Genomic DNA, 15,404 nt, shown 5'->3' with positions numbered 1-15,404 from the left:
TCCAGTATTGTTGCACGGCAGGGCGTGGCGCAGGCCGGGACAATCGGCCGGCAGCCCGGAACAATCCGTACCGTCGATGGGCCGACCATTGAATACTGCCTGCCGTCCTGCACACTGTGCATGATGAGTGACCCAGGCAGCGATTTCCGCCTCTACCATTCCAACTCGCTGGACGTGCTGGCCGCGCTGCTGGCGCGCAACGTGCGTGCGCCGGTGCCAGGCCAGCCGTTGCTGGCGCCGGAAGTGGTGTTGATCCCGCAGGTGGCGATGCGCCGCTGGCTGCAAGCGACACTGGCCGCCGAATTCGGTGTCGCCGCCAACCTCGAATTCCTCACCCCGGGCGAGTTCGTGGCCCGCGCGCTGAAGGCCAACGTCAGCGGCGAGCAGGACGATCTGGACGCGGCCGGTCTGCACTGGAAGCTGTACCAGGCCCTGCGCGACCCGACATTGCTGGCGCAGCCACCGATGCGTGCGCTGCAGTCCTATCTTGCCGGCGGTGACGCATTGAAACCCTGGGCGCTGGCCGGCGAGCTGGCCTCGGTATTTGAAAAGTACCAGGCGTGGCGCCGTGACTGGCTGCTGCGCTGGGCAGCCGGTGCCGATCCTGCCGACCCGCAGGCGATCCTGTGGCGCACCATCACCCAGGGCCACGACTACCGCGCGCGCCGCATCCAGGAATACCTGGACCGTTTCGAAGGTGCCGGCCAACCGCTGCCGAAGGGCTTGCCACCGCGCATGTCTGCGTTCGCAACGCTCAACATCTCGCCCGACGTGCTGCGGGTGATGGCCACCCAGGCGCGGGTGGGCGAGCTGCATTTCTATATGCCTACCCCGGTGCAGTCGTACTGGGGCGACCTGCAGACGCTGGCCGAGCGCCTGCGCAGCGGCGCACCGGACCCCTTCGGCGAAGCGGCCGGCGAGAACCGCCTGCTGGAAGCCTGGGGTGCGGCCGGGCGCGACTTCATGGCGGTGCTGGGCAGTTACGAGGTGGTGCATCCGGCCGGCGAAATCGCTGCCTATTCCGATCCGGAGGAGGACACCCGCCCGACCCTGGACGAAGGTGGCCTGTCCGACAGCCTGCTGCATCGCCTGCAGCGTGACCTGTTCCACCGCCGCGCGCTGCCCTCGGGCGAGCTGCGCGACGGCCTGCGCAGCGACGACCCCAGCCTGCAGGTGCATGCCTGCCATACCCGCCTGCGCGAGCTGCAGGTGCTGCACGACCAGCTGCGCAGCCTGCTGCAGGACCCGCGCTTCGACCCGCCGCTGCAGGCGCGCGAGATCGCGGTGCTGGCGCCGGACATCGATCCCTATGTGCCGTACCTGGAAGCGGTGTTCGGCGGTCGCGGCGGCGAGGAGGAACACATTCCGTATGCGCTGGCCGACAGCAGTCCGCTGGCCGGCGAGCCGTTGGCCGATGTGTTCGTGCACCTGCTGGGCCTGCCGGTCTCGCGCTTTGGCTTGAACGAAGTGCTGGACCTGCTGGCCAGCGCGCCGCTGGCCGAGGCGGCCGGGCTGGAAGCGGTGGACTTCGACCGCCTGCATGGCTGGCTGCAACAGGCCGGTGCACGCTGGGGCCTGGATGCGAAACACCGCAACCAGCACCAGGCACCGGCCGACGACGCCTACACCTGGCAGTTCGCGCTGGATCGCCTGGTACTCGGCCACGCCACCGGCAGCGAGGCCGACCTGGCCGGCGTGGCGCCGTGGATCGAACTGGAAGGCGGCGCGCTGGACGCGCTGGACCGGCTGCTGCGCCTGCTGCGCGTGCTGGCCATCTACCAGCGCCGACTGGGCGAGCTGCTGACCCCGGCGCAGTGGCGGCAACGCCTGCTGTCGCTGCTGGATGCACTGCTGCCCACCGCGCCCAGTTCCCCCAACAGCCAGCGCGCGCTGGAGCGCCTGCGCAAGCTGCTCAACCAGTTCGCCGAAGATGCCGCCAAGGCCGGCTTCGAGGAAGGCGTGCCGCCGGAGGTGGTGCGCGCGCACTTCGCCGGCGCGCTGGGCGAGGCCGATACGCGCGCACCGCTGCTGACCGGTGGCATCAGTTTCGGCCGCATGGTGCCGATGCGCCTGCTGCCGTTCCGGGTGATCTGCGTGCTCGGCCTCAATGATGGCGATTTCCCGCGCCGTGACCCCGCTGCCGGTCTCAACCAGCTCACCGCCGAGCTGGATACGCCGCGCCGCCGTCCGGGCGACCGCTCCACCCGCGAGGATGACCGCTTCCTGTTCCTGCAGCTGTTCGCCGCCGCGCAGGAGGTGTTCTATCTCAGCTATCTCGGCGCCGATCCGCGCGATGGCAGCGTGCGCGAGCCGTCGGTGCTGGTCAGTGAACTGATCGATGCCGCCGCCGCGTATCACCTCGATCCGCCTGCGGCGGTCCGCGACTTCACCGTGCGCCACGCCCTGCAGCCGTTCTCACCGGCGGCGTTCGGTGATGGCGATCCGCGTCGCTTCAGCTATCGCCGCCAGTGGCATCCGGCCGCCGGTCGCCTCACCGGCCAGCGCGGCGGCCTGCAGCCGTGGTTCGATGCACCGTTGCCGCCGCCGCTCGACGACGCGGTGGAGGGGGAGGTCGCGCTCGATACTCTGCGCCGCTTCCTGTGCGACCCGGCCGGACAATTCCTCGCTCAGTCGCTGGGCCTGCGCCTGGCCGACGAGGTCGAGGAGGTGGATGACCTGGAACCGCTGGTGCTGTCCTCGCGCGGGCCGGAAAAGCGCAGCGTGCAGGCGGCGGTAGTGCGCGCCACGCTCAGCGGCGATACCGAGCCGTTGTACCCACGCCTGCGCGCGCGTGGCCTGCTGCCGTCGGGTCCATTGGGCGAGCGTCAGTTCGAGGTGGAGCAGTTGAAAACACGCCCATATGCCAGTGCGCTGCTGGGCTGGATGCAGGGCGAACCACTGGAAAGCCGTCGCTACGAAGTGGACATCGATGGCGTGCGCCTGCATGGCCGCGTGGCCGATCGGCATCCCGAAGGGCTGGTGCGCCTGCGTGCCGGCACGCTCAATGGCAATGCAGTGATCCGCCACGGCCTGGACTGGCTGCTGGCGAACGCGGCGGGCGACGCGCTGCCGCTTGTGCAGTTCCATGACGGCGGCGACGCCGGTCCCGGCCCGCATGTACTGCCGACACTGAGCGTTCCCGCTGCACGTGCGGCGCTGCGTGCGCTGCTGCAGCTGCGCCAGCGTGGCCTGCGCGAGCCGCTGCGCTTTGCCCCGTACACCGGCTGGGTGCTGTACAACGCGCCAGCAGAAAAGCAGCGCAGCGAAGGCTGGAAGCAGTGGCACGGCAGCGACCGCAGCTGGGGTGAATCCAGCAGCGACGCCTGGCAGCTGCTGCTGCGGGGTGCCGACCCGTTCGCTACCGATGCCGGCTACGCTGACCTGCTGCGCAACAGCCAGCTGGTCTTCAGCGCGGTGCGCGAAGGCCGCGCTCTCGGCACCGAAGCACGCCAGGAGGGCAACGCATGAACACCGCCATCGCCGAAGACGGCCTCGAATCCCCCAGCCGCGATCCCTATCTGGCGCTGCCGCTGGAGGGCATCCGGCTGATCGAAGCCAGCGCCGGCACCGGCAAGACCTTCACCCTGGCCACGTTGTTCACCCGCCTGGTGGTGGAGCAGGGCCTGCGCATCGGCCAGATCCTGGCGGTGACCTTCACCGATGCCGCCACCCAGGAACTGCGCAAGCGCATCCGCGAGCGGCTGGCGCTGGCCGCGCGCCTGGTCGACCTGGAAGCGGCCGACGGTGAAGCACCGGAGGTACGATTGACGCGTGACGTGCTGCAGCGCCATCTGCGGGGCGGCACCGAGAGCGCCGCCGCACTGAAACGCCGCCTGCAGGTGGCCGCAGACGAGATCGACCTGGCGTCCATCTTCACCATTCATGGTTTCTGTACCCGCGTGCTGCGCGAGCATGCGCTGGAAAGCGGCCACACCTTTGATCCGCCGGAACTGCTGGCCAGCGACCGTGAACTGCTGGAGGAGCTCGCGGCCGATCTGTGGCGCGTGCATGCCAACGACCCGGCCACGCTGGAGCCGCTGACCTGGCTGTGGTCGAGCCCCGACGCGCTGGCCGCCGATCTGCGCGCGCTGCTGGGCACGCCGCCGCTGCATCCGCTGCCGCGGCCGGCGGCGCTGGCCGATCCACGCCCGGCATTGCAGAGCGCGGCGGAAGCCCTGTCCGCAAGCGTGCGCGAGCATGGCGAGCAGTTCTTCATCGACCTCTGCGATGCCGTCGACAACAAGTGGCTCAACGGCGTGTCATACAAGATGGGCTGGCTGCACCCGCTGGGCCGGCAGCTGCTGGCCTGGGCCGAGCGCGCCGACCCGCGCGAGCTGCTGGCCAGCGATCGCCTGCCGGCACTGCTGCCGGAGGTGCTGTCCGACAAGACCAACAAGAAATTCCCTGATCGCACGCCGTCGTCGCCATTGCAGGCGCCGTTGGCGCGCTATGTTGCGCTGCTGGCCGAACGCGATGCCTGGCTGCGTGGCACCGCGCTGGATTTCCTGCACACGCTTCGCGCCGAAGCCACGCAGCGCCTGCAGGCGCTGAAGCGTACGCGCCGGGTACAGACCTACGACGATCTGATTGATGGCGTAGCGCTCGCCCTGGAAGGCCCGCAGCGGCTGACGCTGGTCAGGCAACTGCGTGCGCAGTACCGCATCGCGCTGGTCGATGAGTTCCAGGACACCGACGATCGCCAGTGGGGCATCTTCCACACCGTGTTCGGCGATTCGCCGGAGGTGCGCGAACTCGGCCTGACGCCGGCGCTGTTCCTGATCGGCGACCCCAAGCAGGCGATCTACGGTTTCCGCGGTGGCGACATCCACACCTACCTGAAGGCCAAGCAGGTGGCGCAGCAGGCGCCGGTGCTGGACCAGAACTTCCGCTCGCGACCGTCTGTGTTGCGCGCGTTGCAGGCGCTGTACGACAACGGTGGCGAAGACGCCTTCCTCGAACGCGACATCCGGTTCGAGCCGGTGCGGCCCGGTGGCGTGCGCAGCGATGCGGACTACCTGCGCGCCGGCCAGGCCGCCAAGGCACTCACCCTGCGCGTGCTGCGCAGTGGCGGTGACAAGGCGATGGGCGCCGATGCCTCGCGCGATGCGGCGACCCAGGCCTGCGTCGCCGCGATTCACCAGATCCTGGTCGATGCGCGCGCGGGCAATGCCGTGTTGCGTGGGCGACCGGTGCAGCCCGGTGATATCGCGGTGCTGGTGCGCTCGCATCGCGAGGCCACCCTGGTACAGCGTGCGCTGGCCGCGGTCGGCATTCCCGCGGTGGCGGCCGGCAAGCAGAGCCTGTTCGCCACTGCTGAAGCCCGCGACCTTCGTGCGCTGCTGCTGGCACTGCTGCAACCGGCCGACGAAGGCCGCCTGCGTGCAGCGCTGGCCACCGTGCTGCTTGGCCAGCGGGCCAGCGCGATCGCGGCAATGGAACGCGAAGGTGACCTGCAACGCGGGTTCCAGGCACAGCTGCTGCATTGGCGCGAGCGCTGGCAGCGCGGGGGACCGTTCGCAGTGATTGCCGATGTCTGTGCCGCACAGGGTGAACGCCTGCTGGCGCTGATCGATGGCGAGCGCCGCCTGACCAATTACCTGCAGCTGGGTGAACTGCTGCAGGAGGCCTCGGCGCAGGCGCTGGGCATGCATGGCCTGCTGGACTGGCTGCAGGGGCAGATGGCCAGTGCCGACCAGGATGACGAGCAGCAGCTCCTGCGCCTGGAGTCGGATGCGCGCCGCGTGCAGATCATCACCCTGCACAAGAGCAAGGGCCTGGAGTATCCGCTGGTGTTCCTGCCCTTCGTCGGCATCGACGGCGGCGCGCCGAACACCGCCTCGCACTGCACCGTGCACTTTGGGGGCCAGCGCCAGCTGCACTGGAAGCTGGACAAGGACGAGGCCTGGGAAGCGGCCAACGCGCAGCGTGAGCGCGAGCAGCGTGCCGAGGATGCGCGCCTGCTCTATGTAGGACTGACCCGCGCCGAGCATGCGCTGTGGATCGCCGTGGGTGATCTGGCCGGGCTCGGCAGGACGCGTCTGGCGCCACTGCTGGGTGACCTGCAGGCGCTGCGCGCGCATGCCGATGTGCATATTGATGACAGCGAGGCACCGGCCGCGCTGCCGCAGCTGGCGGCCGAAGTGGAAGGTGACCTGCCGGCGGTACGTGCACTGACCCGGCGCGTGCCGCATGACTGGTGGGTCTACAGCTTCACCCAGCTGGCGCATGCCGATGCGGGCGCTGGCAGTGATATTGAAGCCGCCGCCACCGAGCTGCCGGCACCGGCCGCCGATGAACCGGCCGGCCCGGAACTGCCGCTGGAACCGGCGCTGCCCGAACCCACCGCCGTCGTCGAAGACAGCGCGCCGATCGACCCGCGCTTCATGGGCAGCCGCTTCGGCAACGTGCTGCACGAGGCGATGGAGAACGTCGACTTCGCTGCCTGGGGTGACTGGCAGCCGGGCCGGGAAGCGCCCGAGGGACAGGCCGAGGTGCTACGCAAGGCGCTGCATGACGAAGGCTATGCCGACGTCGACCTGGACGATGGCGTGGCCGTGCTGGTGCCGCTGGTCGGCCACACGCTCACCGTGCCGCTGCCCGAAGGCGGCGCCCTTTACAGCCTGGGCGAAGGCGAGCGGCGCGCGGAAATCGACTTCCATTTCGCCATCGAGCCGACCACGGTGCCGGCGCTGCTGCAGGTGCTGCATGCCCACGGTGTTTCCAGTGGTCGTCGAGGCTTCGGCCAGCGCCGCCGCCTGGAAGGGCTGATGACCGGCATGATCGACCTGACCTACGTGCGCGACGGACGCTGGTACGTGCTCGACTACAAATCCAATCGTCTGCCCGGCTACAGCCAGGACCTGCTGGCCATCGCCATGCGCCACAGCGAGTACGACCTGCAGGCGCTGATCTATACCGTGGCCCTGCATCGCTGGCTGCGCTTCCGCCTGGGCGCGGCCTACGACTACGAGCGTGACATGGGCGGCATCCGCTACCTGTTCTGCCGCGGCCTCGATGGCACCGACAACGGCGTGCATGTGGACCGTTTCCCGCTGGCGCTGGTGGATGCACTGGATGCGTTGTTCGCCGGTGGCGAACAGGCCCAGGCCGAACTGGCCGCACGTGCCCGTGGGGCCGGCGCATGAGCCTGCTGAAGGAACTGCACCAGAAGGGCCTGCTGCGCACCCTCGACCACGCGTTGGCGACCAGCCTGATGCGGCTGCGCGGCGACACGCCGGAGAGCGTGGCGCTGGCGGCGGCGCTGGCCTCGCTGGCGGTGGCGCAGGGCCACGCCGGCTTCGATCCGGCGCAGCCGCAGCGCCTGCTGGAAGGGGTGCCCGAGTGGCCCGCCTCGCAGGACTGGCTGGCACAACTGCGCGCATCGCCTTGGGTGGCTATACCCGAGCAGGCCGACGCCATCGCCGAGGATGCGCCGCTGGTGCTGGAGAACGGCCTGCTCTACCTGCGCCGCTACCGCGAGTACGAACGGCAGTTGGCCGCCGGGCTGCAGCGCATCGGCCGGCATCCGCTGCCGGCACCGGACATGGCGGCGCTGGCACCGTTGTTCGCGCAGCTGTTCCCGCAGGCATCGGGCAGCGAAGATCACCAGGCCCGTGCCGCCGGCGTGACCCTGCGCCATCCGCTGGCGCTGGTGACTGGCGGCCCCGGCACCGGCAAGACCACCACCATCGCGCGCCTGTTGCTGCTGCTGGCGGCGCAGGCCCTGCACGCCGGCCAGCCGCTGCCCGAAGTGGCGCTGGCCGCGCCTACCGGACGCGCCGCCGAGCGCATGGCCGAGAGCCTGCGTCTGGCCGTGCAGCGCCTGCAGGAGAACGGCGTGGACCCGGCGCTATGCGCGGCACTGCCCAGTACCGGCACCACCCTGCATCGCCTGCTCGGCGTGATCCCGGATTCGCCGCGCTTCCGCCACCACGCCGACAACCCGCTGCCGGTGGACGTGGTGGTGGTCGACGAAGCCTCGATGATCGATCTGCCGATGATGGCCAAGCTGGTCGATGCGATCGCCAGCGGCACGCGGCTGATCCTGCTTGGCGACCCCGATCAGTTGCCCTCGGTCGAAGCCGGTGATGTGCTCAGCGCGATCCTGCGCGCCAGCGGTGATGGCATCGGCACCCGCGCCGATGATGCGCAGGCACTGCAGGGTCTGTTGGCACCGGCCACGTTGCAGCCGCAGGCCACGCCGCGCGCCTTCGCCGGCCGCCGCGTGCAGCTGCAACGTGGTTACCGGCAAAGCGATGCGCTGGACCTGGCACCACTGGCGCATGCCGTGCGCGAAGGCGACAGCAGCACCGCATTGCAGCTGCTGCGCGGTGGGTCGCTGGCAGGCGTGCATTTCCACGAAGGCGAGGCCGATCCATTGCGCGGCCAGCGCGAGCACCTGCTGGGCCGCTGGCGTGCACTGGCCGACGCGGCCGATCCGGCGCTTGCCCTGCAGCAGGCCGGGCGCCTGCGCGTGCTGACCGCGCTGCGCGAAGGCCCGCAGGGTGCGCGCGGGCTCAACAGCCGCATCGAACAGCTGCTGGCCGGCAACACCCCGGGCTACTTCCAGGGCCGCCTGCTGCTGGTGACCGAGAACAGCTACCGGCACCGCCTGTTCAACGGCGATATCGGCATCTGCCTGCGCGATGGCAGTGGCGCGATGGTGGCCTGGTTCCCCGGCGACAGCGTCGACCAGCCGCGCGCCTTCCACCCGGCCGCACTGCCCGCGCACGAAAGCGCCTTTGCGATGACCGTGCACAAGGCACAGGGCTCGGAGTTCGATGAAGTGTGGTTGCAGCTGCCACGCCAGGACAGCCGCGTGCTGTCGCGCGAGCTGGTCTACACCGGCCTGACCCGCGCCCGCCAGGTACTGCATGTGGCGGGCAGCGCTGATGTGCTGCAGGCTGCATTGAAACGCCACGCCAGCCGGTTGGGTGGCCTGGCCTGGCGGCTGGGTGCGGAGGAGGTGGCCGAAACACCGCCGCGCGTCGAACAGCCCACGGTGCAGGGCCAGTTGTTCTGAATCGGGGTCGGATCCCGTTCCCATCGGGAACGGGCTCTGACCCCTTCACCTGATCGCCAGGCAGAAGCAGTCGAGCATGGCTCGACTTTACAACAGCGTACTTCGATCATTCCGACGTTCATCCACGCATGCCGTGGATCTACCGTGTCGACCAAGGTCGACACCCACCAGAGCAGAACGCCGTGCCGGCAGATCGCAGGAAACTGTCGAAGGCGGGGTGGGTCCGGTTGAGGGGGTGTGAGCGGCATGGGCCCGAGGCATGCCTCGGGCGGGTTGGGCAGGACGCCCAACCCCGGTCTTGCCGTGTGCGCAGGACAGCGCACACGAGCAAGCCGCGACCAAGCCCCCATGGATGGGTTGACGGCGTCCCCCTCAACCGGATCTACCCCGCCATCCCAAGGAATACCCGCTTTTGACGTTGACGTTGCCTCGGCAGGTGCAGGGCGCAGCCCTGCCGCCCCCGTCATTCCGCGATCAACACCAGCCCATCCGGGAACACGATCGCCGCTTCATTGGCACTCACATCGAAGAAGCCCACGCCGTGCTTCTCGGCCAGGTCCTGCACGCGGCCGTGCGCGCGCTCGGCCACCGAATAGGCAAACGCGCCGTAGATCACCTCGCGGCCGATGCTGTACTCGGTCACCTCGGCACGGTCGTCATCGTCGTTGCTCAGCGGGCCGTTCAACGGCGGGAATTCCCGCGCCATCTCCGCGAACCACGCCTGCAGCGCCGGGCTGCTGACGGCCGGGTCGTCGTACTCGTGGCGCTCGTTCCACTGCGTCTGCTTCTCGAACCAGGCGATGAAGGCCGCCGCCTCACGTGGCGCGGCGCTGGTCTCGAACACCATCATGTCGTAACTCATTGGAGCTTCCTGTGCAGAGCAGGGGTCAGAGCCTTCGCCCGGGGCGAAGGATCCGACCCCGGCAACGGGGTCTGTGGCTGCACAGGGTATCGCGCTAGAGCTGTTCGGCTGCACTCATGGCCAGGCCCGGCGCCAGCGCCTTCGCCTCCGGGAACAGCGCGAAGCGCAGGCCGATCAGGCCCATCAGGGCTTCATCGCGGGCCTTGCAGGCGGCCACGCTACCGACCCGGGCCAGCGAAGTATCCAGCCGCTCGCGCAACGCGTCGGCCGCCACAATCGGCTTGTGCGCGGCGATCTGCCGTCGGTAGTGCACGGCGACCTCTTCCAGAATGTGCTCGACCGCCTCGCGGCTGCGCTCGGGCAGTTCCAGCCGGGCGCGGCGCAGCTGCAGGATGTTCAGGCCGATGCGTGCTTCATTGAGCATGTCCACCGAGGCGATGTCGCTGCCTTCCGGCGTCGCCGCCAGACGCGGCGCGAGCAGGCCGAGCAGGTCAAGCATGCGCGCGGCGAAGCGCTGGCGGTCCTGCTGGCCGCGCCCTTCGGCGGCTTCGGCCAGCGTGGTCCAGCCCTGCCGCACCAGCCGGCGCGCGGTCCACTCGGCGCCCACCGAACGGAACAGGCGGGTCATCACCACCGCAAAGCCAATGCCGATGAACATCGCGATGGACGAGTTGAGGAAGGTCTGGATGTTGGCGCTGTAGGTGTTCTGCAGGCTCAGCAGCGCGGCCAGGTTGACCGTCAGCGGCAGCGCGAACAGCGCGCTCTTGGGGTGGTGCAGCATCAGCCCCAGCGGCAGGAACGCCACCGCCAGCACCAGCGCCAGCAGGCCGAAGTCGTGCACGGCCGGGAACACGCCGAACAGGTACACGCCGGCCACCACCGAGGCGACCATCGCCCACACCAGGAACGACACCATGCTCGGTGCCGGATCGTCCTGCGCGGCGAAAAATGCGGCGGTCACCGCGGCCATCATCGCGCCGTTGCCGCCGCCTTCCCACCCCAGCGCGATCCACAGCACGCAGTAGCTCATCAGCGCCGCGCCGGCACTGAGCGCGGAGAACAGCGCCATGCCATAGTCGACGTGCTTGTCGGCGGCCACGCGTTCGGTGCGGATGCGGTAGTGCGCACGGTCCAGCGGCGCAGTGCCCTGGTCGATCGCGTGCTGCAGGGTGCGGCAGTCCTGCCACAGGTCCACCAGTTCCTCCAGGCGCAGCAGCAGGCTGGCCAGCTGCAGGTGCTGCAGGTCGCGGTCCACCTGCGGCTTCAATGCACTGATGCGCGCGCGCAGGCGCGCGTACTCGCTGGCGTTGGTGGGCCCGTCCAGCCAGTCATGGATGTCGTCGACCAGCGCCGGCAGGCCTTCCGGCAGGGCCTGGCCGTCGCTGCGCAGCGCACTCAGGCGGTCGGCAATCGAGGACAGCACCGGCAACAGCAGCAGCATGCGCTCGCGCAGCCGCTCCATCGACACTGCCGAACCGGCATGGCGCGGGTCGTCGCGGCGCAGGAACTCGATCAGCGCCTCGAACTGCACCAGGTCGGCGGCGAGCCGGTTGCGCGGCGCGTGTGCGCGGCCGCGTTCGAGGATCTGCCGGCACCACTGCGCCGCATCCTCCATCCAGTTGCCGATGCGGGCGCGCAGCATCGGGCGTACCGAGGCCGGGAACAGCAGCGAAGCAAACAGCACCGCCACTACCGTGCCGAGGATGATCTCCTCGCTGCGGGCCACCACGGTGTCGAAGATGGTTTCCGGCGAGGTCACGGCCGGGAAGCCGATGAAGGCCGTCGTGTAACCGGCCAGCAGGAACGCGTAGCCGCGCGGCCCTCGATTGAGCAGGGCCATGAACAGGCACCCGGCCAGCCAGATCGACATCGCCGCGCTCAGCACCAGCGGCGTTTCCACCAGCGCCGGCAGCACCAGCAGGGTAGCCAGGCCGGCCACCAGGGTGCCAACGATGCGGTACACGCCCTTGGCGCGGGTTGGGCCCAGCAGCGGCTGGCTGACGATGTACACCGTGCCCATCGCCCAGTACGGGCGCGACAGGTTGCCGGCCATGGCGATGTACAGCGCGGCCACCGCGGCCAGGTAGGTCTTGATCGAGAACAGCCAGGCCTGGCGATCGGTCAGCGCGTTCATGGCTTACTTCGCCGAGGCCTGTGCGGTGGACGGCGCGGGCGGGGCAACCGATGCCTGCCAGCCGCCACCCAGCACCAGGAACAGATGGATCTGGTCGCGCGAGACCTGCGCTTCGGCGGCGGCCAGGGTGGCGTCGCTGGTGGCCAGGCTGCGGTCGGCATCCAGGCTGGACAGGTACGGCGTACGGCCACCCTGGTACAGCCGGCGGTTCTGCCCGGCGGCCAGTGCGGCCTGCTCCTGCGCGATGCGCAGCGACTGCAGCCGGCGCAGGTCCTGCGCATAGCGGTCCAGCGCGGTCTGGGTCTCGCGCAGCGCCTGCAGCACGGTGTGGTCGAACTCGGCCAGCGCGGCATCGGCACCCGCCTCGGCGGCGTGGATGCGTGCGTGCGTGCCGGACGACGGCAGCGTCCACGAGATCAGCGGGCCGATCGACCACTGCTGGGTCATCGGCGTGCCGAAGTCTTCCAGCAGGCCGGCGGCACCCACCGAGGCACCCAGGCGGATGTCCGGGTACAGCTCGGCGGTGGCGACCCCAATCCGCGCCGTGGCCGAGGCCAGCTTGCGCTCGGCCTGGCGCACGTCCGGGCGGCGCTGCAGCAGCGCCCGGCCATCACCGACCGGCAGCGGCTGCGCCAGGCCGGGGGCGTGCGCACAGTCGATCACGCCGGCTGGCAGCTGGCCCGGGGTTTTCCCAAGCAGCGCGGCCAGCGAATAGGCGGCCGCCGAACGCTGCGCGCGTAGCGGCGGCAGTGCCGCCTCCAGCAGTGCCACCTGCGCATTGGCGCGGGCCAGTTCCGGCGGCGTGCCGCGGCCGGCCGCGATCAGGCGCTCGGTGACCGTGCGGCTGCGCTGCTGCAGCTGCAGCGAATGCTCGGCCACGTGCAGTTCGTGGTTGGCGTGGCAGATTTCCAGGTAGCTGTCGGCGACCTGCGCGACCACGCTGACCTGGGCCAGGTCGCGCGCCGCAGCAACCGACTGCTCGTCGGCACGCGCTGCCTCGGCGCCGCGCTTGAGCTTGCCGAACAGGTCGAACTGGTAGCTGACCGCGAACTTGCCATCGGCCAGGTTGATCACTGGCAGCTCGTGCTCCTGCAGGAACGATTCGGCCGACAGCTGCGCGCGGCTGACGCCGGCCTCGGCCTCGTACTCGAAGCCACCGGCGTCCAGCGCCTGTTCGTACACCGCCGCGGCACGACGCAGGTGTGCATCGGCGGCTTTCAGTTCCACGTTGTCACGCAGCGCCTGGGTGATCAGGCCGTCCAGCACCGGGTCGTTGTACAGCGACCACCAGCGGTCGGGCAGCGCCTGGTTGGCGGCAATCTGCGGGTTCTGCGTATCGATGAAGGCCGCATTGGCCTCCGGGCGCTTGAACGCCGAGCCTTCCGGCAGGGCGTAATCCGGGCCGACGGTCCTGCAGGCGGCCAGGCTGGCCAGCGCAACGATCAGACCGAGACGGGGCAGGGCGGCGTTCACAGGCCCGCCTGTGTCGGCGCAGTGCCGGCCTTGTCGTTGTGCGGATGGCGGCCGGTGTCCACGGTCACCGTGGCGGTACGGCCGGCGATCAGTTCCACGCCCTTGGGTACTTCGTCGATGGCGATGCGCACCGGAATGCGCTGTGCCAGCCGCACCCAGTCGAAGGCCGGGGTCACGTTCGGCAGCAGGGTGCTGCCGTTGCTGCGGTAGCGGTCCTCGATGCCGGCGGCGATGCTTTCCACGTGGCCACGCAGCGGGGCCGACTCGCCCATCAGGCGGATGTCCACGCTCTGCCCCGGGGCCACGCCGCGCAGGCGGGTTTCCTCGAAGTAGCCATCGATGCGGAACGAGCCGGTATCCAGCAGCGCCAGCACCGGCTTGCCGGCCACCACGTAGTCGCCTACGCGCAGGGTGCGGTCGTTGACCCGGCCATCGGCCGGCGCGCGCACCTCGGTGCGGCCCAGGTTGAGCTCGGCCAGGTCGACCGCCGCCTGTGCGGTGGCCAGCGCCGCCTGTGCGGCCTGCAACTTGGCGCGGCGCACTTCGGCGTCCTCGGCGGCGACCAGGTCCTGCAGGCTGCGGTCACGGCCGATCTCGCGGCGCAGCTGCGCCACCGATGCCTGGCGCTCGGCCAGGTTGGCGCGGGCCTGCTCCAGCGCGATGCGGTAGCGGGCGCGATCGACCACGAACAGCAGGTCACCCTTCTTCACCGCCTGGTTGTCGGCCACCTGCACCGTTTCCACCAGCCCGGACACGTCCGGCGCCACCTGCACCACGTCGGCACCGACATGGGCATCGCGGGTCCATGGCTCATCCATGTAATAGACCCACAGCTGGCGCAGCACCAGCAGGGCGATGATCACGGCTGCGCTGGTGAGCAGCACCGGCAGGGTCTTCTTCACGATCTTGTTCACGATTGCATCCAACGCAGGAGGTGGAACAGCAGGCCAAGCACGATCCCGTACAGGGCCAGGTTGAACAGCGCCGGGTGCCATACGTGGCGATAGGCGCCGGCACGCTGCAGCAGCGCGTGCAGGCCGCTGTTGACCAGGTAGGCCAACAACATCAACCCGAGCAGGGTCGGGACGAATACTCCGTGGAGACTGAATTCACCGGGCATCGGTAGGGGCGGGGGCGAGGTGGGGGGAGGGGAGGAACAACGAAAAAACGGCAACGGGCAAAAGCCGCTGGCGTGTGCACGGCAGCGGCGGTGTTCGGGGGCAGCGGTCTTACGTGATGCGGTCGGCGGCCTCGGCCAGCAGGCGCCATGCCTTCAGCACGGCGTGCAGTTCATCCATGGAAAGCTCGCCGAACACGTCCTGGCGCAGGCCGATCAACTGGTCTTCCAGCTCGCTGACCAGCGCATGGCCCGCATCGGTCAGCCACAGCAGGTTGGCGCGGCGGTCGCTGGCGTCGCTTTCGCGGCGGACCAGGTCGCTGGCGCACAACTTGTCCAGCAGGCGCACCAGGGAGGGTCCTTCCATGCCCAGCTGCTGCGCCAGCGCCACCTGACGGATGCCACCGCCGGAGCGGCCGATCATCAGCAGCGGCATGGTGCAGGCGGTGGAGATGCCGTAGCTGCCGAGCCGGCTGTCGGCCAGGCGCTGCCACTGCCGCCCTGCGTACAGCAGGCCGGAGCTGAGCTGCATCTGCAGCACGGTGCGCTCGTCGAGGGGGCGGTCCATAAGAGATAGATAGGATACTACTAATTTCATTCCTATCAATAGGTTTTTCTGAATGGGTGGGTGTAGTGAGGAAAGCGTTGCGCCTGCCTGGTGTCGGGTGGGGCAGCGGGCGCCGGACGGTGCAGGACACGCCGTGAACCCCCCTCCGGGGTCCGGCCCAGCCGCTGGCGGCTGGGCGTTCGGGCGCTTGCGAGGCATGCCTCGCAAGCAAGCGCCCTCACCCTTGGG

At 69.6% G+C, this 15,404-nt stretch carries 9 protein-coding genes; 3 read left to right on the top strand and 6 right to left on the bottom strand.

All coding sequences use genetic code 11. The features are described 5' to 3' along the window. The first annotated feature begins 120 nt into the window (after nucleotides 1-120). Genes recC through recD form a run of 3 tightly spaced genes read left to right on the top strand, consistent with a single transcriptional unit; the run spans nucleotide 121 to nucleotide 9,022 of the window. Nucleotides 121-3,468 carry an exodeoxyribonuclease V subunit gamma gene (gene recC, locus AC5P9P_RS14405; RefSeq protein WP_495232882.1) on the top strand — a complete coding sequence of 1,116 codons (3,348 nt, stop codon included), beginning with the start codon at nucleotides 121-123 and terminating at the stop codon, nucleotides 3,466-3,468. After that, nucleotides 3,465-7,145, top strand: a complete 3,681-nt coding sequence (gene recB / locus AC5P9P_RS14400) for an exodeoxyribonuclease V subunit beta (RefSeq protein ID WP_495232881.1) — start codon at nucleotides 3,465-3,467, stop codon at nucleotides 7,143-7,145. Before recC ends, recB begins: the two co-directional genes overlap by 4 nt. Beyond that, nucleotides 7,142-9,022 (top strand): exodeoxyribonuclease V subunit alpha, encoded by a 1,881-nt coding sequence (gene recD / locus AC5P9P_RS14395; protein ID WP_495232880.1) that lies wholly within the window; start codon nucleotides 7,142-7,144, stop codon nucleotides 9,020-9,022. Before recB ends, recD begins: the two co-directional genes overlap by 4 nt. Nucleotides 9,023-9,485: 463 nt before the next feature. Here recD and AC5P9P_RS14390 read toward each other — a convergent pair whose 3' ends face one another. The 6 genes from AC5P9P_RS14390 to AC5P9P_RS14365 all read right to left on the bottom strand — a co-directional run bounded on the left by AC5P9P_RS14390 (nucleotide 9,486) and on the right by AC5P9P_RS14365 (nucleotide 15,176). Continuing rightward, nucleotides 9,486-9,884: a hypothetical protein gene (locus tag AC5P9P_RS14390; RefSeq protein ID WP_049433284.1), complete on the bottom strand. Its 399-nt coding sequence runs from the start codon at nucleotides 9,882-9,884 to the stop codon at nucleotides 9,486-9,488. A gap of 94 nt (nucleotides 9,885-9,978) precedes the next feature. Then, nucleotides 9,979-12,018 (bottom strand): FUSC family protein, encoded by a 2,040-nt coding sequence (locus AC5P9P_RS14385; RefSeq protein ID WP_164208909.1) that lies wholly within the window; start codon nucleotides 12,016-12,018, stop codon nucleotides 9,979-9,981. Nucleotides 12,019-12,021: 3 nt separating this feature from the next. Further along, complete coding sequence (locus tag AC5P9P_RS14380) at nucleotides 12,022-13,491, bottom strand: efflux transporter outer membrane subunit (RefSeq protein ID WP_049433286.1); 1,470 nt, start codon at nucleotides 13,489-13,491, stop codon at nucleotides 12,022-12,024. Continuing rightward, the gene (locus AC5P9P_RS14375) at nucleotides 13,488-14,405 is read right to left on the bottom strand and encodes an efflux RND transporter periplasmic adaptor subunit (RefSeq protein ID WP_005411697.1); all 918 of its coding nucleotides are present in this window, start codon (nucleotides 14,403-14,405) and stop codon (nucleotides 13,488-13,490) included. The genes AC5P9P_RS14380 and AC5P9P_RS14375 overlap by 4 nt, the downstream gene beginning before the upstream one ends. Continuing rightward, nucleotides 14,402-14,611 carry a DUF1656 domain-containing protein gene (locus tag AC5P9P_RS14370; protein WP_010487502.1) on the bottom strand — a complete coding sequence of 70 codons (210 nt, stop codon included), beginning with the start codon at nucleotides 14,609-14,611 and terminating at the stop codon, nucleotides 14,402-14,404. Before AC5P9P_RS14370 ends, AC5P9P_RS14375 begins: the two co-directional genes overlap by 4 nt. Before the next feature lie 109 nt (nucleotides 14,612-14,720). Then, nucleotides 14,721-15,176: a MarR family winged helix-turn-helix transcriptional regulator gene (locus AC5P9P_RS14365; protein WP_012481667.1), complete on the bottom strand. Its 456-nt coding sequence runs from the start codon at nucleotides 15,174-15,176 to the stop codon at nucleotides 14,721-14,723. Nucleotides 15,177-15,404: the final 228 nt, after the last annotated feature.

Source organism: Stenotrophomonas sp. YJH_SMC_14-1, assembly GCF_059372275.1.
The sequence above is the reverse complement of the archived record's forward strand: the minus strand, read 5'-3'. Positions and strand labels throughout refer to the sequence as shown.

Coding starts and splice junctions, on each gene's coding strand:
- recC (WP_495232882.1), top strand. CDS start 121: ATGATGAGTGACCCAGGCAGCGATTTCCGCCTCTACCATTCCAACTCG.
- recB (WP_495232881.1), top strand. CDS start 3,465: ATGAACACCGCCATCGCCGAAGACGGCCTCGAATCCCCCAGCCGCGAT.
- recD (WP_495232880.1), top strand. CDS start 7,142: ATGAGCCTGCTGAAGGAACTGCACCAGAAGGGCCTGCTGCGCACCCTC.
- AC5P9P_RS14390 (WP_049433284.1), bottom strand. CDS start 9,884: ATGAGTTACGACATGATGGTGTTCGAGACCAGCGCCGCGCCACGTGAG.
- AC5P9P_RS14385 (WP_164208909.1), bottom strand. CDS start 12,018: ATGAACGCGCTGACCGATCGCCAGGCCTGGCTGTTCTCGATCAAGACC.
- AC5P9P_RS14370 (WP_010487502.1), bottom strand. CDS start 14,611: ATGCCCGGTGAATTCAGTCTCCACGGAGTATTCGTCCCGACCCTGCTC.
- AC5P9P_RS14365 (WP_012481667.1), bottom strand. CDS start 15,176: ATGGACCGCCCCCTCGACGAGCGCACCGTGCTGCAGATGCAGCTCAGC.